The sequence below is a fragment of the Gemmatimonadaceae bacterium genome, from assembly GCA_036496605.1.
In the GTDB taxonomy this organism is placed as follows: Bacteria; Gemmatimonadota; Gemmatimonadetes; order Gemmatimonadales; family Gemmatimonadaceae; genus AG2.
This window is the reverse complement of record DASXKV010000004.1, coordinates 21,651-46,439: the sequence shown is the minus strand read 5'-3', so window position 1 is coordinate 46,439 and position 24,789 is coordinate 21,651. Positions and strand designations below refer to the sequence as shown.

Sequence of the window (24,789 nt, the reverse complement as noted above, 5' to 3'; positions counted from 1 at the left end):
CTGGTCGTTGGTCGCTGGTCGTTGGTCGATAAGGAATGTCCCGCGAGCTCCCGCTCGCGGGACTCCGAATTCACCAATCACCAATCACTATCCACCAACCCCTAGCTTATTGGTCTCTGCTTTGCACCTTCCCCCGCGCCCATGTCGACCGACCACACGCTCACCGGCCAATTCAAGACGCACGCGCGATTTCGCTCGCGGTTTCTCGCAAACGAGCGGACGCTTCTCGTCTATCTGCCGCCCGGGTACAAACCTCGGGCGGCTCGGCGCTATCCCGTCCTCTATCTGCAGGATGGTCAGAACGTGTTCGACAAGGCCACGTCATTCGGGGAGGAATGGCACGTCGACGAGACGGCGCAGGGTCTGATCGAGTCCGGCCAGATCGAGCCGCTGATCGTGGTCGCGATCTACAACACGGGCGAGCACCGCATCGACGAGTACGCGCCGACGAAGGTGGCCGACAAGGGCGGCGGCGCCGCCGATCAGTACGGGCGGATGCTCGTCGAGGAGATCAAGCCACTCATCGACGAGAAGTACAAGACCCTGCCGAGCGCCGCGAGCACGGGTCTGGGCGGCTCGTCGATGGGCGGACTTTTGACTATGCATCTCGCGCTCAAGTACCCGACCGTATTCAATAGATTGGCCGTCCTCTCGCCATCGGTGTGGTGGGATGACCGCGTCCTCCTGAAAGAGGTGCAGGGTCTGACGTCGAAATTGCCGCTGCGGATCTGGTTGGACGCGGGCACCGGCGAGGGTCCGGACGTGTTGGCGGACGCGCGCGCTTTGCGCGATGCGTTGTTGGCGAAGGGCTGGGTGACCGATCACGATCTTCGGTATGTCGAAGCCGAAGGCGCGCAGCATAACGAGCAGTCGTGGGGCGCGCGCGTTGGAGAAGTGTTGCAGTTCTTGTATCCGGCCAGGAAAGCGGCGTGAGGTGCTAGTGGGTTGGTGTTCCGTGCGTGCAATCGCGGGAGCGGAGTCGCTCCGGGGCACTATGACGATACTGCCATTGCCCCTACGCCGTTAGGCATGATCGAGACGATGGCAGTATTTCCATAGCTGCCCCTCCGGACCCCGCTCCTGCTATCCGCGCGCACCACATCCCGAGCCGGAGCGACCCCGCTCCTGCTATCGAGAACGGTCCACTAGGTGCCAGGTGTTCGAGCCATTGGCCAGCACCGCGGACCTAGCACCTAGGCACCTAGCACCTAGGCACCTAGCACCTACTATCTCTTCCATGCACCGCGAACATCGCCACTGGTACAGCCCGTCGCTCGGGCGCGAGATGGAGCTGCTGATCTTCGGTCACTCCGGCGCGCGGGTGGTCGTCTTCCCGTCCTCGATGGGGCGATTCTACGAGTGGGAGGACCGCGGAATGATTGGCGCGCTCTCGCATCACATCGAGCAGGGCTGGCTTCAGCTCTATTGCGTCGACAGCGTCGATGGCGAGAGTTGGTACGCGAAGCAGATGCATCCTGCCGCGCGCGCGTGGCGGCATTCCCAGTACGACGCCTATCTGCGTGACGAGGTGCTGCCGCTCTCGCAGTATCAGAATGCAAATCCGTTTCTGATCACGACCGGCGCGAGCTTCGGTGCGTACCATGCCATGAACTTCGCGACGCGCTATCCCGAGCGGGTTGGAAGAGTGATCGGGTTGAGCGGGATGTACGACATCCGCGACATGACCGACGGCTACTCGGATGAGAATGTGTACTTCAACAATCCCGCCGACTTTTTGCAGAACGAGAGTGATCGGCAGCGCCTCGATGCCTTGCGGCGACTGGACATCGTCATCGTGATCGGTCGCGATGACCCGATGCTCGGCAACAATGAATACTTCTCGAACATTCTCTGGTCGAAGAATATCTGGCATGCCTTACGGATCTGGGATGGATGGGTGCATGATTGGCCGTACTGGCGGGAGATGATCACGAAGTACATCGGCGGACACGACTGAGTAGGTGGTTGGTCATTGGTTGCTGGTTGTTGGTGCATCGAAGTCACCAACTATCAACCACCAACTACCAACTACCAACTACCAACTACCAACCACCAACCAACCAATCACCAACAACGGTTTATGCTGAAGATCGGTCTCGTTGTCGGCCGCGAGTGGTCCTTTCCGCCGGCGTTCATCGAAGAAATCAATCGGCGCGGTGAAGGCGTCGTCGCCGAATACGTGAAGCTCGGCGGCACGTCGATGGACGAGCTGGTCGATTACGCGGTGATCATCGACCGCATCTCGCACGAGGTTCCGTATTATCGAACCTTCCTGAAGCACGCCGTGTTGCAGGGAGCGGTCGTCGTCAACAACCCATTCATGTGGGCGTCCGACGACAAGCTCTTCGACGCATCGCTCGCGACGGCGCTCGGGATTGCGAGCCCGCGCACCGTCGCGTTGCCCAACAAGGAATACACTTCGGGCATCAAGCACGATGAGAGTTTGCGTAACCTGCAGTATCCGCTCGACTGGCACGGAATCGTCGAGTATGTCGGCCTGCCGTGCATTCTCAAGGACGCGCACGGCGGCGGGTGGCGCGACGTCTACGTCTGCCGCTCGCTCGACGAGATGCTCACGCACTACAACGCGTCGGGGCAGCTGACGATGGTCGTGCAGGAGTTCATCGAGTGGGAGCACTTCGTGCGCTGCCTCGCGTTAGGCAGGCGCGAGGTGCTGCCGATGAAGTACGACCCGCGTGGACGGCGCTACCTCGTCGAGCATTCCCACCTCTCTCCCGAGCTGGGCCGTCGCGTCGTCGATGATTCGCTCACCCTCATGCGCGCGCTCGGCTACGACATGTGCTCGCTCGAGTGGGCGATCAAGGACGGCGTGCCGTACGCGATCGACTTCATGAATCCCGCGCCCGACATGGATCTCTACTCGCTCACGCCGCACTACTTCGAGTGGACGGTGAGGCACATGGCGGACATGGCCATCCGGCTGGCGAAGGAACCGAGGTCGCGGCTGGATCTCCGTCGCGGCGACTTCCTCCTTGGCCGCCGCGAGATCGGCGACATGCCGGTGCGCTCCGACATCGAGACGCCGCGCACGATCGCAATCGAGCCGACGCTCGACATGCCCGCGCCCGCCGACGTCGAGCCGCGGTTCCGAGGCTGAGGCGTTAGGCAGTCATGCTCCGCGACGCGATCGACCGATACCACGAGCTGCTCGACGACGAGCTCGCCGGCGAATCGCAGTGGCGGCTCGACGAGCAGCTGCGTCGCCGTGGCCTGTACTTCGGCGATCGCCCGCTCTGTACGGTCTTGCGTCCCCGCTTCCTCTCGGCGGCGCAGTATCGATTCCTGCAACGGCGCGCGGCGCTCGTGCTCAACGCCTTCCACACGGCGTACTGCGCCGCGCTCGAGAACGAACGGGTCCTCGCGCAGTTCAAGCTCGCGGACTGGGAGTGCGCGCTCATCCAGCACGATCCCGGCTTCCGCGATCCGAGTCCCGTCTCGCGCCTCGATGCCTTTTTCGTCGGCGAGAGTGGTGGGCTCCGCTTCACCGAGTACAACGCCGAGACGCCCGCAGGCGGCGCGTACAATGACGTGCTCACGGAAGCGTTTTACGGGCTGCCGATTGTGCGGGAATTCCTGAAAGACTGGGATCTGCGTCCGTTGCCCGCGCGGCACAACGTACTGCACGCGGTGCTGGATGCGTATCAGCAGTGGTCGGGACGGCGCACGCTACCGCGCATTGCCATCGTCGATTGGGCGGAGGTGCCCACCCGCAACGAGTTCGTGCTTTTTCAAGACTACTTCGTCCGGCAGGGAATCGACTGCGTCATTGCCGACCCGCGTGAGATGCAGTACACGGCCGGACGACTCGTCGCCGACGGAGCGCCGGTGGATCTCGTGTATAAGCGAGTGCTCATCACCGAGCTGGTCGAGCGCCAGGGGATCGACAATCCCGTGCTCAACGCGGTGCGCGAGCGGGCGGTCTGCATGGTGAACCCGCTGCGGTGCAAGATCCTCCACAAGAAGGCGAGTCTCGCGGTGTTGAGTGACGAGCGCAACGCCTCGCTGTTCGGCGCCGAGGAGCGCGAGGCGATCGAAGCGCACATTCCATGGACGCGCGTCGTCGAGGACCGAAAGACAATTGCTCCGGGATCGGAGGACGCTCACGATCTCTTACCCTTCATCTCGCGCAATCGCGAGAACCTGGTGCTCAAGCCTAACGACGAATACGGCGGCAAGGGCATCGTCCTCGGCTGGGAAGTCGATCAGAGCGCGTGGGACAAATCAATTGAGGTCGCGCTCGAGGAGCCGTACATCGTTCAACAGCGCGTCGCACTGCCGAGCGAGCCGTACCCGAGCTACGTCGAGGGCAAGGTGCACGTCGTCGATCGCATGGTCGACACGGCCCCGTATGCCGCGTACGGCTCGTACATCGACGGCTGCTTGAGCAGACTCTCTACGGCTGCGTTGTTGAACGTCACGGCGGGCGGGGGAAGCCAAACGCCAACGTTCGTCGTCGAGAGAAGGGGCTAAGGGCTAGGGGATTGGGGCTAGGGGCTAGGGGATAGGGGCTAGGGGTTAGGGGATAGGGATTAGGGGATAGGGATTAGGGGATAGGGGTTAGGGGCTGGGGAGCCACGCGCACTTTTCCACTGAGCGCTCGAAGCATCTTGCCGATTTCGTCGCAGAGCTCAAGGCTACGGTTCGTTCGCTCTTCCGGCGCGAAGCGACGTCGCGCCGTGACGAGAGTCTGAGTTTCTACCTCGGTACATGAGCCCTTCGCATCGGAGAGCTGACGCAGGTAAACTCGTCGGTAGTCTGAGCCATGTCCTTCGGCGATGTTGCAAGCAATCGAAAGCGCAGCGCGGTGCATTTGTCCGCCGAGCCAGAATCGCTGATAGGGCGTGAAGCCAAGAACGATGTCGTCGACCAGGTCGATCAAGTCCATCGATCGCTGCCAGACGATCAGATCACGATAACTTCTGATGATTGTGCTGGGCATGGCACGAGCATGGCACAGAGGGCATCGGGTAGCATGATCAAACCCTTGCGGTGCCAATCAACCGCTTGCACCCTAGCCCCTACTCTCTAGCCCCTAACCCCTAACCCCCGCCCCTCATGAAGTCGCCGTCGCTCACACTGGGAATCGAAGAAGAGTATCAGATCATCGATCCTCAGACGCGCGAGCTTCGCTCGTACATCACCGAGATCCTGAATGGCGACCATCTCGTTCTGGAAGAGGTGAAGCCGGAGCTCCACCAATCGATGGTGGAGGTGGGGAGCAAGGTGTGTCGCAGCCCGGCCGATCTCCGCGCCGAGCTTGTGCGACTCCGCGGCGCGGTCATCGAGCTCGCGGCGCGGGGCGGACTGCGCGTCGCCGCAGCCGGGACACATCCCTTCTCGAACTGGATGACGCAGGAGATCACGCCGCTCGAGCGCTACATGGGTGTGAAGCAGGACCTCCAGGACCTCGCGCAGCAACTGCTCATCTTCGGCATGCACGTCCACGTCGGCATCGAAGATCGTGACTTCATGATCGACGCGATGAACGTCGCGCGGTACCTGCTGCCACACGTGCTGTGTCTCTCGACGAGCTCTCCGTTCTGGCAAGGACGCAAGACGGGACTCAAGTCGTACCGAAGCATCATCTTCAAGAACTTTCCACGCACCGGCGTTCCGCCGATCCTCCGATCACACGCCGAATTTGAGGAAATACTCGACGCGCTCGTTCGCACCCACAGCATCCCCGACGGCTCGAAGATCTGGTGGGACGTGCGTCCCCATCACACGTATCCGACGCTCGAGTTTCGCGTCTGCGACGTGTGCACGCGCATCGACGAGGCGGTCTGCATCGCCGCGATTCTGCAGGCGATCGTCGCGAAGGTCTGGAAACTCCGCCGCGACAACCTGACCTTCCGCGTCTATCCGGCTACGTACATCGAAGAGAACAAGTGGCGCGCCGTGCGCTTCGGTCTCGACGGCAAGCTGATCGACTTCGGCAAGGAGCAGGAGCTTCCCGCGCGTGAGCTGATCACGGAAATGCTCGCGTGGTTCGTCGACGACGTCGTCGACGAGCTCGGAAGCAGGCAGGAGGTCGAGTACGCATTCCGGATTATGCGCGACGGCACGAGCGCCGACAGACAATTGGCGACCTTCGAGCGCACCGGAGATCTCAAAGCGGTCGTCGATCAATTAATCGCCGAGACCGCCGAGGGAATTCCGAGCGCGCAAGCGCTGGCTGACGTTCGTGTTCCCCATCATGCGCCGCCGGCGGTGACGCAAGGGAGAATGACAAGTCAGAGCGTCGAGCACAGAGCGTGACGGTGGAGGGTAGAGGGTAGAGGGGTAGAGGGCAGATGGCAGAGGGCTGTGGGTAGAGGGCAGAGCGTGGCGCGTCTAGTGCGCAGATATCAATTGCTCAGCCCTCAGCCCTCAGCCCTCAGCCCTCAGCCCTCAGCCCTCAGCCCTCAGCCCTCAGCCCTCAGCCCTCAGCCCTCAGCCCAGCAACCCTCTACCCTCTACCGGTCTTGTCCCGTCCCATCATCGGCGTTCCGACGCAAAATCTGCAGAGCATCGGCGGAGTGCCCGCTGACATCCCCGCGTCCTGGGTGATGAGCCAGCGATATATCCGAGCGCTCACCAGTGCCGGTGCGCTGCCGTGGATGATTCCGCTCGTCGGCGACGAGCCGGAAACGATGCGTGGCATCTATGACGCGCTCGACGGGATCTTCCTGCCCGGAGGGGCCGACATCGATCCCGCCAATTACAACGAGGAGCCGCACGAGCGCTGCGACAAGACCGATCCGGCGCGCGACGAGGTCGAGCTTATGCTCGTTCGCTGGGCCCTCCTCGACGGGAAACCGGTCCTCGGCGTCTGCCGCGGTTTACAACTTGTGAATCTCGCGGCGGGTGGCACGCTGTATCAGGACCTCGCCGAGCAGATGCCGAGCGCCATCAAGCATGATTACTTCCCGTTCGCGGGTCGTTATGCACGCGACTATCTCGCGCACGACGTCAACGTCGCGGAGCACACGAAGCTCGCGGAGATCTTCGGCGCGGGCGCGCTCAAGGTGAACAGCATGCACCATCAGGGCGTCCGCCGGCTCGGCGAGCACCTCGTCGCGACCGCCGTGGCGCCGGATGGCCTCGTCGAAGGGATCGAAAGCGCGAACGGCTCCTACCTCGTAGCGGTGCAATGGCATCCCGAGGCACTCGTCGACAATAGCGCGCCCGCGCGGCGGCTGTTCGAGAGCTTCGTAGAAGCGGCATTAGCGCAGAGGGTTGTGGGTAGAGGGTAGAGGGTAGAGGGTTGCGGGTAGAGGGTGCACCCTCTGCCCTCCGCCCTCAACCTTCTACTCGTTGCCCTCTGCCCTCTGCCGTCTGCCCTCTGCCGCTTCCGCGTCCGGCGGCTGATACGCGATGCCGACGAGGGCGGCGATGGCCTGCACCGCGAGCGTCACGTCGAACGGCTTCCGTAGGTAAGGGCAGTTCGTCGAGGCGATGATTCGCTCTGCTTCCGTGGTGATGTCGCCCGTCATGAAGAGCGTGCGATCGCGAAAAGCGGGGTCGCGTTCGATCGCGGCGCGAAAGACCGCGTCGCCGCGAGCGTCGCGCAGGCGGAGATCGATGAGCAGCACATCGAACTGCGATTCCGATATGACCTGGTTCGCCTCGGCAGCTGACAGGGCCGTCGTGACCTCGAGGCCGTGCCAGCCGAAGAGCAGGGCGAGCGCCTGACAGATCGACGGTTCGTCGTCGACGACGAGCAGGCGGACCGCGTGTGGTCCGTCCGCGGTTGGCCGCATCAACAGTTGTCGGTTGACTCGTCCTGAGCCCTTGTCAGTCCCGGCGGGGGACGATGGCTCCGCGACCACTGCTCAGTCCATCACGCCGCAGAGATGTCGCTACGAGACTGAACGGCGCCGCGACCGTTGGTTCTGGGCCCTTCGAGCGGGTCGATGAGCGCTCGCAGCTCGTTCACGAAGATGCCGAGCTCGAACGGCTTGAGGAGGTACGGCCGTCCGGTTGCGTCGATCGCGTCGAGCGCCTGCTCACCGTAGTCGCCGGTGATGAAGAGCGAACGTTTCGCGAGGTCGGGATATTCGTGTTGGAGCCAAACGAGGAAGTCATCGCCCCGGACGTCGGGTAGACGGAAGTCGATGACGACAATGTCAACAGAAACATCGCCGAGCAGCGCACGCGCTTCGGCGACAGTCCGGGCGGCCAGCGTGTCGAAGCCCCAACGATCGAGGAGTCGCCCGAGGGCAACCACGATCGTTGCTTCGTCTTCGACGAGCAGGATGCGAGGACGTCTATCGGCCATGTCGCCGAGGGGTAGAAAGGGGAGGTAGGGAGTGTGACACCGAGAAGCAGGAACCGCAGTCGTCGCGGCACCCGCGTACACGTCGTATTGTCGCACCTCACGATAACCTGTTTTCAAACGATCCACCGTTTCATGCAGAACCACTCGGCACCGCCGTGGGCCACGACGTTCGCGGTGGGACATAAAGTCCCTTGTGTGTCTTTTAGCTGAGCCGCAGCTTGATCGCGTACCAGACCGGGATCACTAACGAAGTGGCTCCGGCCCGTTCCACGTGCTGTGCGGTGGTCGTCTTTCCCTTAGGAGATAATGACGATGCTCGCTCCACTTCCGTCGGTCGAGGCATTCAGGCGCGACGCCGTTTCAGACGGGGTCGAGCTTGACGACGGCGTTGCTGCCAGCTGGCTCGAGTCGGGGACCCGCCTCGAACGAGCGGCGATGACGCGCGGTCCGGAGCGCGATCGGTTGCTGTCTGGGCTTCTGGCGCAGCACGGCGTGGTGACTTTCAGGGACTCGGCGATCTCTGCAACCGCCCTCGTCGAAGCAATCACGACGCTCGCATCCGAGATGGAAGATCAGGCGTTCTTCCGTCTCGCGCACAGCGTTCAGTCGACTCTCTTGCTGATGGTGCCGGAGAGCGAGGTCCTGCTTCGAGGTCGCGTCATCGCAGTCCTCGGGCGACTTGCCCGACATATCGGTGAGATGCCGGCTGCCGTTCGATACTATCAGGAAGTGGAGCGTCTCGGAGCCGAGTGCGGCTTACCGGAGCTCACCGGGCGCGCATGGGCAGGTATTGGTATTCTCGCGCAGTTGCGCGGCGATTTCCCCGAGTCTCGCCGTCTGTTCTGTGCCGTCCTTGACTTGGATGGGGCAGCGCCTGAATCCCAGAGTATCTCGCACGGCCAGCTCATGATGGCGGCGGCGGCGGCAAGCGATTACGACACGGCCGCTACGCACGCGTGGCAGGCTTACAAGAATGCGGCAACGCCACTGCAAGAAGTCGAGGCGTTGAACAACCTTGCGCAGCTCTTGCTCGACGCGGGCCATCCCCAAGCCGCACTGCGTGGCTTCGCGGCGGTCCTCGTACGCAATCTGATCTCTCGCCACGCCTTACCGGCGTTAGGCGGCGCGGCATGTGCCGCTGCTCTCGCACTCCCTCGTCAGGCGGCGCGCGCACTTATCAAGAATTTCGCTGAGCGGCTGGATGGACTCGTGACGAGCCTGCACAACGGCGAATCACTGCCCTTCCCAAGTGCATCGGCACTGGTCGAAATGAGCGAAGCCTTGGCTCACGTCGGCGAGGAAGGACGTGCAAGTGACGCGGCAAGCCGGGGCGAGCTGCTCGCTGCTGCTCACGGGTTCCATCAGCTCTCTTACCGTCTCGAGAATCCCACCTTGGTCGCGCCGGCGAAGCCCTTGGCAGTCGCCTCTTCGACCACCGCCATCATCGCCGCTGTCGACGAGCTCGAGGGTGCCGAGCTCGTCGGAGCGCCGGCGTAACGTTCGAGAAGTAAGTCCTTAGCAGTGATCACCCTGGCCGATGATGTAGCCGCTGCGGCAGCTGGAGTCGCTACCTACATCGTGGTTGACGCCCGGCGCGCGCAAACTCGAAGACGTCGTCGGAGCTGTCGGCGAAGCGCATGCGGCCAAAGCGGAAACGGCGGCCACGGCAATAAGAAGGCGAATAGCAGCAAGGCGGCGTGACATCGAAGAGCTCCGGGCTGGGGGAGGGAGACCGAGGAGGGAACTCGGAGTAGCAGTTGGAGCACTAGCTCGTCCTGCAGCGGTAGAAGTAGCGCCGGCGCTGGCGCCTCGCCGTTTCACCCGTGCGCCTAGCGTTTCATGGTGTTACCCTTGGGCCCGATGGCTGCCGGCAACCTCCCACATCGACGCCCCGGCGAGACCTCCGCTACAGAAATTCCCGGCGCAGGTCTGCAGGCGCGCGTCGCCGCACTCGTTCTCGGACGACTCGAACGAGCGCGACTTCAGGATGCCGTTCGGGGCCGCGCCATTCTCGAGCACGTCGATACGGCTTCCGCACTCGAGAACCTTGTCGCTCGCTCGGTGCCGCGCGTCTCCGCCGTCATCGCCGAGCCGTTCGACATACGTCGCGTTCCCGTCGCGCCGACACTCGCGCGTCTCAGGGCGGAGTATCCAGGCGTTGCACTGATCGGCTTCTGTCAGCCCGCGCACCGCTTCTCGAGCGAGATTGTCGCGCTCGTGAATGCCGGCGTGCACGAACTGGTATTCCGCGGCGTCGACGACAGCAGCACCGCCTTCCGCCAGACGCTCGCGCGCGCATCACAAACCTCCGCCGCCCGCCAGGTGCTCGACGCGTTAGGCACCCATCTCACGGGCGACGCGCTGCCGATCGTCGAGACATGCCTGCAATACGCGTGGCCGGACTTCAGCTCGCGCGCGCTCGCGCAAGTGCTCGGCATGAACGTGAAGACGCTGGTGAAGCAATGCCGAACGAACGGGTTGCCGTCGCCAGGCGCGCTGCTCAATTGGCTACGGTTGATGGTCGTCGCGTACTTGCTCGAAGCCGAGGGACGCGCGCTCGAGCACGTCGCGGCGGCGTTCGGGCTCGACTCGGCGTCTCCGCTTCGGAACTTGATGAAACGCTATACAGGTCTCCGTTCGCTCGAAGTGCGCACGGGTGGAGGCCTCAAAGTAGTCATCGAAGCGTTTCTGCGCGAAGACGCCTTCGGCCGGCAGGAAGAACGGCCACACGGCGAGGAGCCGTTAGCTGGCTAATTGATGCGGCGGCGAATAACCGACCGCGGTCAGAAACGCCGGCAGTAGCGCTGCTGCTCCGTCACGCCAGACCTCTCGTAGCCCGACGCTGGCGCGCGCACGAAACGCGCGACTCGCCGTTCTCACGCTGCCGTAACCGGCTTCGACGGCGATTACCCACTGCGCTTCGTCCCACGTCGTGCCCTCGAGGCGCGCGGTGATGCCGGCGGCCGCCCCGCGAAAGAGACGTCCCCACTTGAGCAGCACGTGGGGCGCCGGCCATCCGCGCCGAGCGACTTCGCGCGCGAGCGAGCGTTTGGGCTGCGCGATGCGCGCGGCCAACTCGTCGACGGTTTCCGGCGGAATGGCGACGACGCACGCGTGAATGATTCGGCGCAGCAGCGGCGACACCGATGCCGGCAACATCCCCAACACGGCCGACGGTGCGCGCTCTGCATAACGATTGCGACGCGGCGCGCGGCGCTCGGCGCGGGCGCGCGCACGTCCGATGTCGTCGATCTCCGTTTCGGCTGTCGCCGAGGGCTCCGTGTGCGTCGCGACCAGCGAGCGCAGAACGGCCGGGAAGTCGTCGCTGTGTCTGAACGCGAAGTGCTCGGCGCCTGCTCGCGCGGCGTGCAGTATCTCGCGACCCGGAGCGCTCTCGTCGAGACAGGCGACGACAATGGGCAGCTGCGGGCACCACGCCTTGATGCGACGAACCAACGCACCGACGGCAGTGCCGCGGCGGCCGCGCAGACCGAGGACGACGAGAGACGGACACTCATCGCGCAAGTTGTCCACGAGCGAATCTCCACCGGGATGAAACTCGAGGACGAAGGGCGGTTCGCTCGTGCGCGTGATGAGCGCGCGACCAAGCGCATCATCTCTCCGTCCTACGACGACTATTCGGGGAAGCATTCCACACCTCATTCAATTCACAACGTCGATGCTATTCTGACGATCCACAGGATGCCGTTTCATGACGGGTAAGCGCCGTTTCACGGCGGCGACAAAATGGCTGCGCGTAAACACAGTGTTACGAAACGCGTCAGTCCTTCGTCAGCGGCAGCCCTGCGCGAATCCAGTCTTCCTTCCCCTGCGAGAAGTCGCGCACGTTGTCGTAGCCCATGGCCGCCAAAGCACGGGCGGCTCGAGACGATGTGGGTCACGTGAAGTTCCAGCAGTAGACGACGATCTCGGCGTGCTTGTCGGGCACGAGCGTTGGAATCGCCGACTCCACTTCTTCGAGCGGCAGGCTTCGCGCTCCGGGCAGGTGATGCTTGCGCCAGTACATGCGCGGCAGCACCTCAAACAGATGAAACTGGTCGCCGCGTTGAATCTTCTCGGAGAGCTCTTCGCGCGTGATCGTGTCGGCCATCGGCTCACTGATACTGGATGTAGACTGGTCGCGGAAAGAGCGCGAGAACCTGGGCCGGGGTCATCAGACGATCTCCGGCTTTCGTGTCATTATGGTAGAACAACTTGAATCCCGTGAACTCGACCGGGTATCGCGCGACGTAACGCCGATAGGATTCGCGCTTCATCCACGGCGGTCCCCAGCCATCCATGTCGATGACGATCTGGACGCGCGGATCGACTCGGATGCGCTGGTAGTGCGTGAGCATGTCGCGGGTGAATCGATGGACGACGAGGATCTTCGGCGGTAGCGAGTCGGTCGTCACGAGATCGGCGAGCACATCGATGGCCTCGTTGACGTCGCGCGCGTCGAGCGTGCCGATGCGCGTACCGGGCGTGCCCTTCGTCCCCATTGCGAACTCGGGATCGAGTCCGAGATGCACATCGGGCCGTTTGAGAAATGGCATGAGCCGGGGAAGCTCTTCCTCGAGCGTGCTCCGGCCGAGCTGGACGTCGAGAAAGAGGAGCGCGCCCCGACTCCGCGCCCATCCATAGACGCGCTCGATGAGGGCGGTGTCCGCGCGCTGGCGGTACTTGCCGTCTTTGCCGGGCGTTCCTTGCGCGACCACCGCGATCAGATGCAGCGCCGGCTGCACGGGCGTTGTGGTATCCGCGGCCGCCCAGGCGGCGACTTCGCGATCGAGGCGCGCGAGCATGGAGTCGACGGGCTTCGCGCCGAGTATGCCCATTCGGCGCGTGAGGGGATTGCCGTAGAAGGCGACGATGCGGCGCGCTGGCAGAATTGAGCCGGTCAGTGGCGTGGGCGGGGTAGGCCACGACGGCGTGGAGTCGTTCGCGGCCGAGTCTCGCGCGGGCTTCCGTCGCGGTCGAGCGGAGTCCTGCTGTGCGATCGCCGCATGGGCGATGCAGAGCGCGAGAGATAGCGTGATGAGGCCGCGAAGCATGGCGGATTCATAGTGGGGCTACGGGCTAGGGTCTAGGGTCTAGGGTCTAGGGTCTAGGGTCTAGGGGCTAGGGTCTAGGGTCTAGGGTCTAGGGTCTAGGGGCTAGGGGCTAGGGGCTAGGGGCTAGGGTCTAGGGGCGGCCTCCGTGCGCGGCGACGGCGGGAGCGGGGTCGCTCCGGGGCACCATGACGACACTGCCATTGCTTCCTACGCCGTTAGGCATGGTGGCTCGAGAGCTTCAGAAGCGAGATGGCACTGAACGGCATAGTGCCCTAACCCCTAACCCCTAACCCCTAACCCCTAACCCCTAACCCCTAACCCCTAACCCCTAACCCCTAACCCCTAACCCCTAGTCCCTGGGCCCTAGCCCCTCCAGCTTCTCCCCTCATGTGGCCCCAAAACTACCGGCCGTTAGGCAGCGCTACGCTCTCGACGCTCCTGGCCGCGTTGCCGCTGCTCATGCTGCTGGGCCTTCTCGCCGCGCGGCGCGTTCGCGCGCACATTGCCGCGCTGCTCGCGTTAGGCGCGGCGCTCCTCGTCGCGGTTGGTCCCATCGGCATGCCGCCGGCGATGGCCGGGAAAGCGGCACTCCTCGGCGCCGCCTACGGCTTCCTGCCCATCGGCTGGATCATCCTCAACGTCATTTTCCTCTACAATCTCGCCAATGAACGGCAGCTGTTCGTGCCGCTCCAGGCTCGAGTCGTCGCCATCACCGGCGACCGGCGGCTTCAGCTTTTACTCATCGCGTTCTGTTTCGGCGCGTTCTTCGAGGGCGCGGCGGGGTTCGGGACGCCGGTCGCGGTCACCGGCGCGATTCTCATCGGACTCGGATTTCCCGCGCTCGAAGCCTCGGCGCTCTCGTTGATCGCGAACACGGCACCGGTCGCCTTCGGCGCGCTCGGCACACCGATCATTGCGCTTCAAGGCGTGACGTCGATCGACGCGCGGACCTTGAGCGCAATGGTCGGGCGACAGCTCCCGATCTTCTCCCTCATCGTGCCGTTCTGGTTGATCTGGGCGTACGCGGGCTTTCGTCGCACGATCGAGATCTGGCCCGCACTCCTCGTCGCCGGGATCACCTTCGCCGTGCCGCAATTTCTCGTCTCGAACTTCCACGGCCCTTGGCTCGTGGACATCATCGCGGCCATCTCATCGATGATCTGTCTGACGGCGTTCCTTCGCGTATGGCGGGGCGGCAAGATGGAACGCAGCGACACCAAGCCGTCGCCCGCGCCGGCAGCTGCGTCAGGTATCTCGCCATGGCTCCCGTGGATCCTGCTCTCGGTGATCGTATTCGTGTGGGGGCTGCCTAACGTCAAGGCGTTGCTCGACGCGATCTCCGCTCCGAAGATCGCGATCCCCGGACTCGACAAGCTGGTCCAGCGCATGCCGCCGGTCGTCCTTCGGCCAACCGCGGAGCCGGCGGTCTTCACCTTCAACTGGCTGTCCGCCAGCGGGACGGCAATCCTCATCTCGGCGATCATCTCCGGCTTCGCGCTGCGCTATCGGCCGCTCGAGCTACTGCGCCATTACGGCCGCACGCTCGTTCTCGTCAGGCATTCGCTGCTCACCATCGCGGCGATGCTCGCGCTCGGCTACACGACGCGCTATTCCGGCGAGGACGCGATCCTGGGATTAGCCTTCGCTCACGCCGGCGTCCTTTATCCATTCTTCGGTACGCTCCTCGGCTGGCTCGGGGTAGCGCTCACGGGCTCGGACACGGCGTCGAATGTGCTTTTCGGAAGCCTGCAGAAGGTGACCGCACAGCGGCTGGGGCTCAATCCGATCCTGATGGCCGCGGCGAACAGCTCGGGTGGCGTCATGGGCAAGATGATCGACGCGCAGAGCATCGTTGTCGCGAGCACCGCGACGCGCTGGTTCGGCCACGAGTGGCGGATCTTGCGTTACGTGTTCTTTCACAGCCTCGCGCTGGCGACGCTGGTGGGACTGCTCGTGTTGCTGCAGCAGTATGTTTTTACGGGAATGCTCGTGAGGGGATAGCGGGAGTTGCGGTTCCTTGCGCGGCTATCATGCGCCACGGAACCGGGCTGTCGAGATCTCAGATACTCTGCTAGGCAGGTGTCAGTGCCAGAGAAGAACGCGGACGAGCGCTTCGAGGCGATCATCATCGGCGCTGGCCCGGCGGGGCTCGCGACGTCGCGCGAGCTCAAGGTGCGCGGTGTCGAGCATGTCGTACTCGAGCGGGGCGATAGCGTCGCGCATAGCTGGGCGAACAGCTACGACAGCCTAACGCTGCACACCGGGAAGCACATGTCGGGGCTGCCGGGGATGCGGCTCCTGCGCTCGGCGCCGCTGTTCGTCTCGCGCGCCGAGTTCGTGCGCTACCTGAGCGACTACGCCAAACGATTCGAGTTGCCCGTGCGGACCGGCTGGAACGTGCGCCGGGTCGAGCGCCTAACGGGCGGCGAGGATCGCTGGCTCGTTCGCGCGGCGACGCCGAACGGAGACGCAACGATTTCGTGCCGCGATCTGATCGTCGCAACTGGAATCATGGCCAATCCGCGCAAGCCGGACATCGCCGGCGGCGACGCGTTCACGCGCGCAGGCGGACAACTCATTCATTCGGTCGACTATCGTCGTCCGGACGAATACGTCGACAATCGCATCCTCGTCGTCGGCGTCGGCAACTCGGGAGGTGAGATTGCGAGCGAGCTCGCGCGCGCGGCGAACCACAATGGAAAGAAGCCGCGCGTCACCATCGCGGTGCGCTCGGGCGCGAACGTCGTCCCGCGTGAGATATTGGGACTTCCGATTCAGTACCTCGCGTTCTACATCCGGAAGCTGCCGCGCGTCGCACGCGAAGCGGTCGTGCGTCTCGTTGGAAAGATCGTCGAGAAGAGACGTGGGCCGCCGGTGCTGCCGCGTCCCGCGTACGGTCCGCTCGACGCCATTCCACTCATCGGCTTCAACCTGGTCGACGCGATTCGTGACGGCCTCATCGAAGTGCGCGGCGGAGTCGAGCGACTCACCGCGCGTGGCGCCGCGTTCGCCGACGGGAAGACACCAGCCGAGGTGTCGTTCGACGTCGTGATTCTCGCGACGGGGTTTGCGCCTGCGCTCGCTCCACTCGGGCAACTGATCCGCGTCGACGCGAAGGGATTCGCGCTGCGTCACGACCGCGTCACGAGTGCCGACCACGAGGGTCTGTATTTCGTCGGTCACAACTACGACGCGACGGGAGGACTGTTCAATATTGCGCGCGATGCGCCGATGGTGGGGCAGCGCGTGGCTGCCCGTATTCGGTCGCCGTTTCCCATTACCGAACACTCGCAGATACCTTAACAAACGCTGACACGTCGGTAAGTAACTTTCGACCAACGACATCCGTACGACGGTCGTGCGGCACGCGACTGGCCAGTACAACCATTTCGCTTGCGTCGTTGTCAGTAATAGTGGTTGGTCGATGTTGGTGGTTGGTAGTTGGTGATTGGTGGTTGGTGAAGACGAACGACCAAGCACCAACAACCCAACACGAACAACCAAGCACCAGCAGCCACCAGTCACGAACCACCAACAACCACAGTGATCAGCTTCGTCGACCCATACGCCGATACGCAGGAGCTTCCCATCATCGGTGGGAGCTTTGGTGCGCCGCCGATGACGTGGGAGCGGGAGCAGATCGCGACGCATATCGGCTCGCAGTATCAGGTCGTGCGAGAGATCGGCCGCGGCGGCATGGGCATCGTTTTCCTCGCGCGCGACATCGCGCTGCACCGTCTCGTCGCGATCAAGGTGTTACGCGAAGAGTTCGCTTCGTCGGACGAACATCGCGAGCGATTCCGTCGTGAGGCACGGATGACGGCGCGGCTCAGCCACGCGAACATCGTCCCGGTGCACACATTCGGTGAAGCGGCGCACTTCGTCTACATCGTGATGAAATACGTCCACGGCGAGTCGCTCGCCGAGCGGCTGCGCAGGGAGCAGCGAATCCCGACGGAAGAAGCGCGCAGCATCCTGCACGACCTCGCACTCGCACTCGACTACGCGCACCGCGAAGGCGTCGTCCATCGCGATCTCAAGGCGGAGAACATCATCATCGAGCGCAGCACCGGACGGCCGATGCTCACCGATTTCGGCGTCGCGCTGCAGCGCTCGCTCGATCCGGTGCGCTCGGAAGCCTCACGCGCGTTCGGGACGCCGCACTACATGTCGCCGGAGCAGGCAGCGGGCGAGCTCGACATCGACGGACGCAGCGATCTGTACTCGTTAGGTGTGCTCGGCTACTACATGGTCACCGGCGAGCTGCCCTTCGACGCGCCGACGTTCGAAGCGCTCGCGGCGAAGCACGTCGCCGAGGCACATCGGCCGCTAGCCGAGGTGGTACCGTCGGCGCTGCGTGAGCATCCGCTACTCATCGCGGCGATCGAGAGGTGCTTGGAGAAAGATCGCGATGGTCGCTGGCGTAATGGTCGCGACCTGGCCACGGCGATCGCGGAGTCGGTGCGGCGTGGATGGCTTCGGCGGACGCCGAGCGGGAAGCGCGTTGCGGCGTTAGGCGTGAGTGTGATTGGGGCCAAGCTGATTGCCGAACTGGGGCTGTTCGCGGCGGCGATGCGGGCGGTGTTCAAGGCCTGATCTGCGCGTCGAGCTCTCGGACTCCGAGCTCTCGGACTCCGGGCTCTCAGACCGGGAACTGTCGCAGCCGAGCCCGCAGACCATGGATGGCTCCTGATTAGGGCAGGCATCTAACGGGTTAACACGGACACGGCCGGACAAAACCGGACACGGCCGGACAAGAACAAAAGAGCGTTGGCGATCCTTTGAAAAGATCGTTCAACGCTCTTCTTCTTTTGTCCGGCTTTGTCTGGCCGTGTCCGGCCTTGTCCGTGTCAAAAGCAGGTAACAGCTGTCCCGTCTGTGGCTTGCGTCGGTCCCGGATGCCGCAGACGCGATCGGGTTGCATAGGGTAGGGGGGTATACTAGCATACAAAGAGATATGTCTACCGCCAGGATCAACATCCCCGTCATCGGAATGACCTGCGCCGCCTGCCAGGCGCGGGTCCAGCGTGCCCTCGCAAAAGCGCCGGGTGTCGAGGAGGCCAGCGTCAACCTCCTCCTCCACAACGCGACCGTCGACTTCGATCCGGCGACCACCTCGCCAGAAACACTGGTCGAAGCGATACGCGAGACCGGCTACGACGCCTCCGTGCCGACCACACCTAACGAGTCGGCGTGGTCGCTCGCGTTCGCCCAGGAAGAAGAGCGCGAGCGCGGGGTCGCGGCCGAGGAGCGACGGCTGGCGTGGAAAGCAGGGGTCAGCCTCGTCGTCGGCATCGCGGCGATGCTGGTGATGCAGCCGTATCTCATGCTCGTGCTCACGACCGCGATCATGATCTGGGCGGGACGACAGTTCTACGTTCGTGCGTGGTCCGCGGCGCGGCACGGCGGCTCCGATATGAATACGCTCATCGCCGTCGGCACGGGCTCGGCTTATCTCTATTCCCTTGTCGCGACGGTGGCGCCTAACGTCTTCACCGACCGCGGGCTCCAGCCGAACCTCTACTACGAGGCGGTCGTCCTCATCATCGCGCTCATCCTCGTCGGCAACTGGATCGAGGCGCGCGCGAAGCAACGGACGTCGGCGGCGCTGCGCGGGCTCGTGTCGCTGCAGCCGAAGACGGCGCGCGTCGTTCGGGGCGGACAGGAGCTCGAGCTTCCAATCGAGCAGGTCCATCGCGGGGACGTGTTTCTCGTTCGACCTGGTGAGCGTGTTCCCGTCGACGGAGTGATCGCGAGCGGCGAAAGCAGCGTCGATGAGTCGATGCTCACCGGCGAATCGCGGCCGGTGCTCAAGCACGCGGGCGACCGCATCGTCGGCGGCACGATCAACGGTTCCGGTGCACTCCACGCAACCGCGACCACACTCGGCGAGGAAAGCGCGCTCGCCCGGATCGTCACGCTCATGCGTCAGGCGCAGGGGAGCCGAGCGCCGATCCAGCGACTCGCGGACCGCGTCAGCGGCGTGTTCGTTCCAACGGTGATCGCGATCGCGATCGTGACATTTATCGTATGGCTCGTCGTTGGTCATGCTACGGCGACGGCGGCGGTCCACGCGTTCGCCGCGAGCATCGCGGTGCTGATCATCGCCTGCCCGTGCGCGATGGGGCTCGCCGTGCCGACGGCGGTCATGGTCGCCACGGGGAAGGGCGCGGAGCTCGGACTCCTCATCAAGGGCGGCGAGGCGCTCGAGCGCGCGGGCGCGATCGACACAGTGGTGCTCGACAAGACGGGCACGGTCACCGAAGGCCGGCCGGCGGTGACCGACGTCGTGACGTGCAGCGGCGTTAGGCAGAACGACATGCTGCGGCTCGTCGCGCCGGTGGAGCGACTCTCCGAGCATCCGCTGGCAACGGCCATCGTCAGGTACGCGCGCGAGCACGGCGTCGAGTCGTCGGCGCCGGCGAGCGAGTTCGAAGTGATCTCCGATCCGGGCCGCGGCGTCGAAGGACGCGTGGGCGATGCGATCGTCGTCGCGGGCAACGAGCTGCTGATGCAAGCGTACGGTGTGGATGTGAGAGCCCTGAGCGCCGACGCCGCGCGAGTTGCCGCGGACGCCAAGTCCGTCGTCTACGTCGCCGCGGACGACAAGTTGCTCGGGCTCATGGCGGTCGCGGACCCGATTCGCGCGACGTCGGTCGCCGCGATTCGCGCGCTGGGGCAGATGGGACTCGACGTCGTCCTCCTCACCGGCGACAACCGGCCGACGGCCGACGCGATTGCTCGTGAGACGGATATCGACTTCGTCGTGGCCGAGGTGCTGCCGGAGGGCAAGGTCGACGAGGTGCGGCGGCTGCAGGACGAGGGGCACGTCGTCGCGATGGTCGGTGACGGGATCAACGACGCGCCCGCGCTCGCGCAGGCCGACGTCGGGTTCGCGTTAGGCAGCGGCACCGACATCGCGATCGACGCGAGCGACGTCACGGTGTTGCGTCCGGACCTAACGGCGGTCGCCGACGGCATTGCGCTCGCGCGGCGAACGATGCGGACGATGCGGCAGAATCTTTTCTGGGCGTTCGTCTACAACGTCGTCGGCATCCCGATCGCGGCGGGTGTGCTGTACCCGTTCTTCGGCGTGCTACTGAGTCCAGTGATCGCGAGCGCGGCGATGGCGCTCAGTTCGGTGAGCGTCGTCTCGAACAGCTTGCGTCTGCGGAGATTTCGTCATGGATGATGCTGCATCGTGCGGCTGCGATGCCGGCCGCAAGGCGGTCGCGGTCGATCCGGCCATCAAGGAGAAGAATCAGAAGCGTCTTCGCCGCATCGAGGGTCAGGTGCGTGGAATTCAGAAGATGGTAGACGAGGACCGCTACTGCGCGGACATCCTCATGCAGATCTCGTCGGTACAGGAGGCGCTACGGAGCGTCGGTCGCGAGCTGCTGCGGAACCATCTCAAGCACTGCGCGACGGCGGCGATCCGTGGGACTGACGCCGAGGCGGCGGAGATGTACGACGAGCTCGTCGAGCTGATGAGATTGGGGGAATAATTCATTCGCTAGCGAATCGGACCTCGCTAGCGCCCGGCATCCAATATTCGCATCTTAACCCTCTGCCACCGCCTCAGAGGGTCGATCATGACAGACCGTCGCGAGTTCATTGGCCGCGCGCTCGTCGCCGGCATGGCGTTGCCGTTCGTTAGGCTGCCCGCGATGCGCGGGGATGCGTTCCGGAGATTGGCGCGAGCGGAGACCGTCGCGGAGCGTAAGCCGGCTGGCGCCGTGGCGGAGGACGAGGCGTACTGGGCGGAGATCCAGCGCGCGTTCGATCTCGATCGGACGATGGTCAATCTGAACAACGGCGGTTGCAGTCCCGCGCCGACGCACGTGCTCGAGCAGATGATCCGCGATCTGCGCTTCTCGAACGAGCTGCCAGTCGAGCACATGTGGAGTGTGCTCGAACCCCGCATCGAGAGCGTGCGGCGCGAGCTCGCGCGCGACTTCGGCTGTGACCAGGAAGAGATGGCGATCACGCGCAACGCCTCGGAGTCGAACGAGACAATGATCCTGGGGCTGGACCTCAAGCGCGGCGACGAGGTGATCATCACGACGCAGAACTATCCGCGGATGCAGACGACCTGGCGGCAGCGCGAGCGGCGCGACGGCATCGTCGTCAAAAGCGTTAGGCAGGACACGCCACCCAAGAGCGCCGACGAGTACGTCGCGCGTATGGCCGAAGCGATCACGCCGCGGACACGCGTCATCGAGGTCATGCACATCAGCTTCATGACGGGATACATCGCGCCCGTGCGTCGCCTCGTCGACCTGGCGCGGCCGAAGGGGATCGCGGTGTTCGTCGACGGAGCGCACGCGTACGCGCACTTCCCGTTCACGCGCGACGACCTCGCGTGCGACTACTACGGGACGAGTCTCCACAAGTGGCTGATGGCGCCGATCGGGACGGGATTCTTATATGTGCGGCGCGACAAGATTCCGTCGCTCTGGCCAATGATGGCCGCGGCGGCCGAGCAGACGAGTGACATTCGAAAGTACGAGGAGATCGGGACGCATCCGGCGGCGAATCACAACGCGATCGCGGTGGCGCTGGCGTTCCATCGCGCGATCGGCGCCGACCGCAAAATCGCGCGGCTACGGATGCTGCGCGATCGCTGGGCGAAGCGCCTGTTGGCGGCGAGCGATCGGGTGAAGATGCTGACACCGATCGGGCCTAACGAGAGCGGGGCGATTGGCGTTGTCGCCGTCGAGGGGATGGATATCGGGAAGCTGCAGGGGTGGCTGCTGGCGAAGCATCACATCGTGACGACGCCGTTGATCCATCCGGAATTCAGTGGGCTCCGGGTGACGCCTAACGTGTACACGACGCTGGATGAGGTGGATCTCTTCGCGGATCGGATGGAGCAGGCGATTCGGCGAGGGATTGCATGAGGCAGAGGGTAGAGGGTAGAGGGTAGAGGGTAGAGGGTAGAGGAGTTCCGACGTGGTGGACTCACCTCCGCGTTCCGAGCCCAACCTCGTCCAGTTCTTGAGTGGTCGCGCGCGGAATGCTTCCGACGGACGTCTGGCTTTCGATGTCGGCGTAGGACTCGTCGTCACAATCGTCGCGGTCATCTGGCGCCCGAGTGGTTGGCACATCGTCGCGAGTGCAGCGCTGTGCTTTCTCGCCTTCGGCGCGTGGGGAATCACCGATCGCGAGCTGCGCGAGCGGCAAAGTGCGTCGGCAGCATCGTTCGGTGCGTACCGCTCTCTCCACATCGGCCGCGCCGTCGCGGCGGGAGTCGGAGCACTCGCCGCCGGTGGTTTGCTGATCAGTCTCCTCGGTATCGCGCTGGGGACGTGGATCAGCTAACGAGTAGAGGGTAGATGGTAGAGGGTCGAGAGTGGCCGGCCACCCTCTACCCTCTACCTCGGTTAGTCACGTCAACGCGGCTTCGCGGCCGGCGTTGGCGCGACGCCTCCCATTCTGTCGACTCCCATTTCGAGCGCCATCGAGCGCCAGTCATTCAGTGACACGACCTCGGTCGTGGAATCCCTGAACGCCGCGAGCGCGCGCAGTATCTCGGGACGCTTTTCCCGCGACGCGACCTTTGGCGAGGCAAGAATGTCGGCGACGACGTCGTGGAGCGAGTGGAGATTGTCGAAGATGATCGCCGCCTCCGGATAACGGGACGCGAATCGCGGCGCGACGGCAGCCGTCAGCGGCATCGTCGTGGGCATGTGCGACGGCGCGTCAGCGATCAGCTGCCAGAAGCGCGCTGTCACCGCATCGACATTCTGGTGCTGACCGGTCGCGTCATTCGCCGCGAGCAGTGCATCGTAGACGGCCATCTGGTACCAATGGTACGACCATAAGAGCCCATTGAACTTCGGCTCCTGTTGACGAAACACGAAAGAGTAGAACGCGCCCTCCATCAGCTCCATACTCTTGGCGTGACTGCTCAACGCAAGGTCGTGACGGCTCTTGTAGTATCGCAGCAGCTGCGCAACGCGCGCATCGCGGCCCGCGCTATCGAGTCGTGCATCGGCGAGCACGTCGTACAGCTGGCGATGCAGCATGTGCGTCCAATCGAAAACCGCCGCGAGCTCGGGGACGAGTGTCGTGTAGGTGGGGCCGATGGCGTGCTCCTCGAGCGGCAGGTCTGGCGGGTGCACGAGGAGTTGTGTCGTGATGTATGTGAATTCGCGGCCGTCGATGTCGTGCGCGGCCTCCACAGGTCTGCCCTCGTCACGCAGCAGATGCTCGTACAGCGTCGCGTGGCCGTAGTCGAAGGCGTTGAACAGGCGATCGGAGTGCGGAAAGTGATCGCGGTAGGTCCAGTTGTACGACGCACCGAGGTACGTCTGCTCGGGGACCCGCGCGAACGAGCCACAGGCGGCGCTCGATGCACCCAGCAAGAGCGCGCCCAATCGCAGCGCCCGTTGGTCGATGCGGCGTCCGGATTGCATCGTTAGGCCCCGTGGCGGTCGATGGCGACGGCGAGTGTCGCGCCGAGGGTGACCGCGGTCGAGGGAAACGCACCGGCGAAGTGTCTCGCCACGCCGGGATCCAGCACGAGTCGCGGCGACCACTGGCGACGCAGTCCGAGCTCCGCCGTCCAATCAACGAGCGCCGACAAGCCGACGAATCGCTCGGCGAACACGTCGGCAGCGACCAGCGTCGACGCGAGCGCGAAGGTGTGATCGATGGCGGCACCCGCGAACCATCGCTCGCCGAGCGATGGCGGCGACGACGGTGCGGCGGCGCTAGACGTTAGGCATGCGGTAGAGTACAGCGGCGCGCCGGCCGCCGACTCGCTGAACATGCGCGCTGCGTCGCCGAGCATCGACGTCGCCACTGGCACACGCGAACACGGCACATCAGGAACGGACGGCTGCCCGTTGCAGCCCGGCGCGCCCGGGGGCGCTAATCGGCATTGCGCCGATGTGGCAGCCGCGGGCGCGACGCTGTACGTCCCATATGACGCGTTGACGCTCACGCGCGCGACCGACAGCGTCTTGGTGAGTAAAGCCTTAATCGCGTACGAGCCGTTCGGTGGCGCCAGCATCCCTATCGGGATCAGCACCTCTCCCGAGAGTGCCAACGCGGGGAGGAAAGCCGTCTCGGTATTGAACGCGTGCAGTACTCCGACTCCCAAGCTTGTGAGACCGAGTGCAGCTTGCCCTCCCCGAGGCTGGACGAGCAGCACTGGTGCCCGGACCTCGAGCTCCGTCTGCGGTGCGATCCCATACGAGAGCTTGGGATCGGACCGCCAGCGGCGGGTTCCTCCGCTGAGCTCATCGAGACGCAGCGGTGCGAGCTGGATGTCCAACGAACGGCGTGGCGTCGGCAACGCGTCCTCGACACGAAGTGGCCTGTTCGAATCTAGGTTGTAGAATTCGGTTTGAGCGACTGCGACGTGGGGTACGGTCGCCGCGAAGCAGAGCGCGAGGCCCGTCGAAATGACGCTCGCAGACCGTCGTGAGCCAGTCGTTGGCAATTTCA

The 24,789-nt window shown here is 64.2% G+C and carries 23 protein-coding genes; 15 read left to right on the top strand and 8 right to left on the bottom strand.

Features of this window, described 5'->3' with window-relative positions:
* The first annotated feature begins 141 nt into the window (after positions 1-141).
* The 4 genes from VGH98_02020 (at position 142) to VGH98_02005 (ending at position 4,491) form a co-directional block, all read left to right on the top strand.
* Complete coding sequence (locus VGH98_02020) at positions 142-933, top strand: alpha/beta hydrolase-fold protein (GenBank protein ID HEY2374727.1); 792 nt, start codon at positions 142-144, stop codon at positions 931-933.
* 304 nt (positions 934-1,237) lie between these two features.
* Entirely contained in the window at positions 1,238-1,957 is a 720-nt protein-coding gene (locus VGH98_02015; protein ID HEY2374726.1) for an alpha/beta hydrolase-fold protein, read from the top strand.
* A 123-nt stretch (positions 1,958-2,080) separates the two neighbouring features.
* Positions 2,081-3,118: a hypothetical protein gene (locus VGH98_02010; GenBank protein HEY2374725.1), complete on the top strand. Its 1,038-nt coding sequence runs from the start codon at positions 2,081-2,083 to the stop codon at positions 3,116-3,118.
* A gap of 14 nt (positions 3,119-3,132) precedes the next feature.
* Entirely contained in the window at positions 3,133-4,491 is a 1,359-nt protein-coding gene (locus VGH98_02005) for a hypothetical protein (protein ID HEY2374724.1), read from the top strand.
* A gap of 73 nt (positions 4,492-4,564) precedes the next feature.
* Here the strand turns inward: VGH98_02005 and VGH98_02000 are convergent, their stop codons facing one another.
* Complete coding sequence (locus VGH98_02000; GenBank protein ID HEY2374723.1) at positions 4,565-4,960, bottom strand: four helix bundle protein; 396 nt, start codon at positions 4,958-4,960, stop codon at positions 4,565-4,567.
* Between the two features lie 116 nt (positions 4,961-5,076).
* Between VGH98_02000 and VGH98_01995 the strand changes: the two genes are divergently transcribed.
* Together VGH98_01995 and VGH98_01990 are read left to right on the top strand one after the other, a co-directional pair.
* Entirely contained in the window at positions 5,077-6,279 is a 1,203-nt protein-coding gene (locus VGH98_01995; GenBank protein ID HEY2374722.1) for a carboxylate-amine ligase, read from the top strand.
* Between the two features lie 206 nt (positions 6,280-6,485).
* A complete protein-coding gene (locus VGH98_01990; protein ID HEY2374721.1) occupies positions 6,486-7,256 on the top strand; it encodes a gamma-glutamyl-gamma-aminobutyrate hydrolase family protein in 771 nt (256 codons plus the stop codon).
* Between the two features lie 54 nt (positions 7,257-7,310).
* Here VGH98_01990 and VGH98_01985 read toward each other — a convergent pair whose 3' ends face one another.
* Positions 7,311-7,763 (bottom strand): response regulator, encoded by a 453-nt coding sequence (locus VGH98_01985; GenBank protein ID HEY2374720.1) that lies wholly within the window; start codon positions 7,761-7,763, stop codon positions 7,311-7,313.
* An 80-nt stretch (positions 7,764-7,843) separates the two neighbouring features.
* Complete coding sequence (locus tag VGH98_01980) at positions 7,844-8,281, bottom strand: response regulator (protein ID HEY2374719.1); 438 nt, start codon at positions 8,279-8,281, stop codon at positions 7,844-7,846.
* Between the two features lie 312 nt (positions 8,282-8,593).
* Here VGH98_01980 and VGH98_01975 point away from each other — a divergent pair, with 312 nt between their 5' ends.
* The gene (locus VGH98_01975; GenBank protein ID HEY2374718.1) at positions 8,594-9,778 is read left to right on the top strand and encodes a hypothetical protein; all 1,185 of its coding nucleotides are present in this window, start codon (positions 8,594-8,596) and stop codon (positions 9,776-9,778) included.
* Between the two features lie 363 nt (positions 9,779-10,141).
* Positions 10,142-11,035 carry a helix-turn-helix domain-containing protein gene (locus VGH98_01970; protein HEY2374717.1) on the top strand — a complete coding sequence of 298 codons (894 nt, stop codon included), beginning with the start codon at positions 10,142-10,144 and terminating at the stop codon, positions 11,033-11,035.
* Here VGH98_01970 and VGH98_01965 read toward each other — a convergent pair.
* From VGH98_01965 to VGH98_01955, 3 genes are all read right to left on the bottom strand, one after another.
* On the bottom strand, positions 11,024-11,932 hold the full coding sequence (locus tag VGH98_01965) for a hypothetical protein (protein ID HEY2374716.1): 909 nt from the start codon (positions 11,930-11,932) through the stop codon (positions 11,024-11,026). The genes VGH98_01970 and VGH98_01965 overlap by 12 nt on opposite strands.
* A gap of 247 nt (positions 11,933-12,179) precedes the next feature.
* Entirely contained in the window at positions 12,180-12,392 is a 213-nt protein-coding gene (locus VGH98_01960; protein ID HEY2374715.1) for a rhodanese-like domain-containing protein, read from the bottom strand.
* A 4-nt stretch (positions 12,393-12,396) separates the two neighbouring features.
* Positions 12,397-13,335, bottom strand: coding sequence for a hypothetical protein (locus VGH98_01955; GenBank protein ID HEY2374714.1), 939 nt, complete (start codon positions 13,333-13,335; stop codon positions 12,397-12,399).
* A 387-nt stretch (positions 13,336-13,722) separates the two neighbouring features.
* Between VGH98_01955 and VGH98_01950 the strand changes: the two genes are divergently transcribed.
* From VGH98_01950 to VGH98_01920, 7 genes are all read left to right on the top strand, one after another.
* Positions 13,723-15,336 carry an L-lactate permease gene (locus VGH98_01950; GenBank protein HEY2374713.1) on the top strand — a complete coding sequence of 538 codons (1,614 nt, stop codon included), beginning with the start codon at positions 13,723-13,725 and terminating at the stop codon, positions 15,334-15,336.
* 84 nt (positions 15,337-15,420) lie between these two features.
* The gene (locus tag VGH98_01945) at positions 15,421-16,638 is read left to right on the top strand and encodes an NAD(P)/FAD-dependent oxidoreductase (GenBank protein ID HEY2374712.1); all 1,218 of its coding nucleotides are present in this window, start codon (positions 15,421-15,423) and stop codon (positions 16,636-16,638) included.
* A gap of 240 nt (positions 16,639-16,878) precedes the next feature.
* Positions 16,879-17,931, top strand: a complete 1,053-nt coding sequence (locus VGH98_01940; GenBank protein ID HEY2374711.1) for a serine/threonine-protein kinase — start codon at positions 16,879-16,881, stop codon at positions 17,929-17,931.
* Positions 17,932-18,292: 361 nt separating this feature from the next.
* On the top strand, positions 18,293-20,527 hold the full coding sequence (locus VGH98_01935) for a heavy metal translocating P-type ATPase (GenBank protein HEY2374710.1): 2,235 nt from the start codon (positions 18,293-18,295) through the stop codon (positions 20,525-20,527).
* Positions 20,520-20,840 (top strand): metal-sensitive transcriptional regulator, encoded by a 321-nt coding sequence (locus tag VGH98_01930; protein HEY2374709.1) that lies wholly within the window; start codon positions 20,520-20,522, stop codon positions 20,838-20,840. The genes VGH98_01935 and VGH98_01930 overlap by 8 nt, the downstream gene beginning before the upstream one ends.
* 87 nt (positions 20,841-20,927) lie before the next feature.
* Positions 20,928-22,235: an aminotransferase class V-fold PLP-dependent enzyme gene (locus VGH98_01925; protein HEY2374708.1), complete on the top strand. Its 1,308-nt coding sequence runs from the start codon at positions 20,928-20,930 to the stop codon at positions 22,233-22,235.
* A gap of 52 nt (positions 22,236-22,287) precedes the next feature.
* Positions 22,288-22,656 carry a hypothetical protein gene (locus VGH98_01920; GenBank protein HEY2374707.1) on the top strand — a complete coding sequence of 123 codons (369 nt, stop codon included), beginning with the start codon at positions 22,288-22,290 and terminating at the stop codon, positions 22,654-22,656.
* A gap of 71 nt (positions 22,657-22,727) precedes the next feature.
* On the opposite strand, the gene VGH98_01915 is transcribed toward VGH98_01920, so the two are convergent.
* Positions 22,728-23,753 (bottom strand): hypothetical protein, encoded by a 1,026-nt coding sequence (locus tag VGH98_01915; GenBank protein HEY2374706.1) that lies wholly within the window; start codon positions 23,751-23,753, stop codon positions 22,728-22,730.
* A gap of 2 nt (positions 23,754-23,755) precedes the next feature.
* On the bottom strand, positions 23,756-24,637 hold the full coding sequence (locus VGH98_01910) for a hypothetical protein (protein ID HEY2374705.1): 882 nt from the start codon (positions 24,635-24,637) through the stop codon (positions 23,756-23,758).
* Positions 24,638-24,789 lie beyond the last annotated feature (152 nt).

What these genes read in the sequence shown, in the direction of transcription:
- VGH98_01935 (HEY2374710.1), top strand. Translation starts at nt 18,293, where the DNA reads ATGTCTACCGCCAGGATCAACATCCCCGTCATCGGAATGACCTGCGCC.
- VGH98_01960 (HEY2374715.1), bottom strand. Translation starts at nt 12,392, where the DNA reads ATGGCCGACACGATCACGCGCGAAGAGCTCTCCGAGAAGATTCAACGC.
- VGH98_01950 (HEY2374713.1), top strand. Translation starts at nt 13,723, where the DNA reads ATGTGGCCCCAAAACTACCGGCCGTTAGGCAGCGCTACGCTCTCGACG.
- VGH98_02020 (HEY2374727.1), top strand. Translation starts at nt 142, where the DNA reads ATGTCGACCGACCACACGCTCACCGGCCAATTCAAGACGCACGCGCGA.
- VGH98_02000 (HEY2374723.1), bottom strand. Translation starts at nt 4,960, where the DNA reads ATGCCCAGCACAATCATCAGAAGTTATCGTGATCTGATCGTCTGGCAG.
- VGH98_01980 (HEY2374719.1), bottom strand. Translation starts at nt 8,281, where the DNA reads ATGGCCGATAGACGTCCTCGCATCCTGCTCGTCGAAGACGAAGCAACG.
- VGH98_01985 (HEY2374720.1), bottom strand. Translation starts at nt 7,763, where the DNA reads ATGCGGCCAACCGCGGACGGACCACACGCGGTCCGCCTGCTCGTCGTC.
- VGH98_02010 (HEY2374725.1), top strand. Translation starts at nt 2,081, where the DNA reads ATGCTGAAGATCGGTCTCGTTGTCGGCCGCGAGTGGTCCTTTCCGCCG.
- VGH98_01915 (HEY2374706.1), bottom strand. Translation starts at nt 23,753, where the DNA reads ATGCAATCCGGACGCCGCATCGACCAACGGGCGCTGCGATTGGGCGCG.
- VGH98_02005 (HEY2374724.1), top strand. Translation starts at nt 3,133, where the DNA reads ATGCTCCGCGACGCGATCGACCGATACCACGAGCTGCTCGACGACGAG.
- VGH98_02015 (HEY2374726.1), top strand. Translation starts at nt 1,238, where the DNA reads ATGCACCGCGAACATCGCCACTGGTACAGCCCGTCGCTCGGGCGCGAG.
- VGH98_01975 (HEY2374718.1), top strand. Translation starts at nt 8,594, where the DNA reads ATGCTCGCTCCACTTCCGTCGGTCGAGGCATTCAGGCGCGACGCCGTT.
- VGH98_01955 (HEY2374714.1), bottom strand. Translation starts at nt 13,335, where the DNA reads ATGCTTCGCGGCCTCATCACGCTATCTCTCGCGCTCTGCATCGCCCAT.
- VGH98_01965 (HEY2374716.1), bottom strand. Translation starts at nt 11,932, where the DNA reads ATGCTTCCCCGAATAGTCGTCGTAGGACGGAGAGATGATGCGCTTGGT.
- VGH98_01925 (HEY2374708.1), top strand. Translation starts at nt 20,928, where the DNA reads ATGACAGACCGTCGCGAGTTCATTGGCCGCGCGCTCGTCGCCGGCATG.
- VGH98_01970 (HEY2374717.1), top strand. Translation starts at nt 10,142, where the DNA reads ATGGCTGCCGGCAACCTCCCACATCGACGCCCCGGCGAGACCTCCGCT.
- VGH98_01930 (HEY2374709.1), top strand. Translation starts at nt 20,520, where the DNA reads ATGGATGATGCTGCATCGTGCGGCTGCGATGCCGGCCGCAAGGCGGTC.
- VGH98_01995 (HEY2374722.1), top strand. Translation starts at nt 5,077, where the DNA reads ATGAAGTCGCCGTCGCTCACACTGGGAATCGAAGAAGAGTATCAGATC.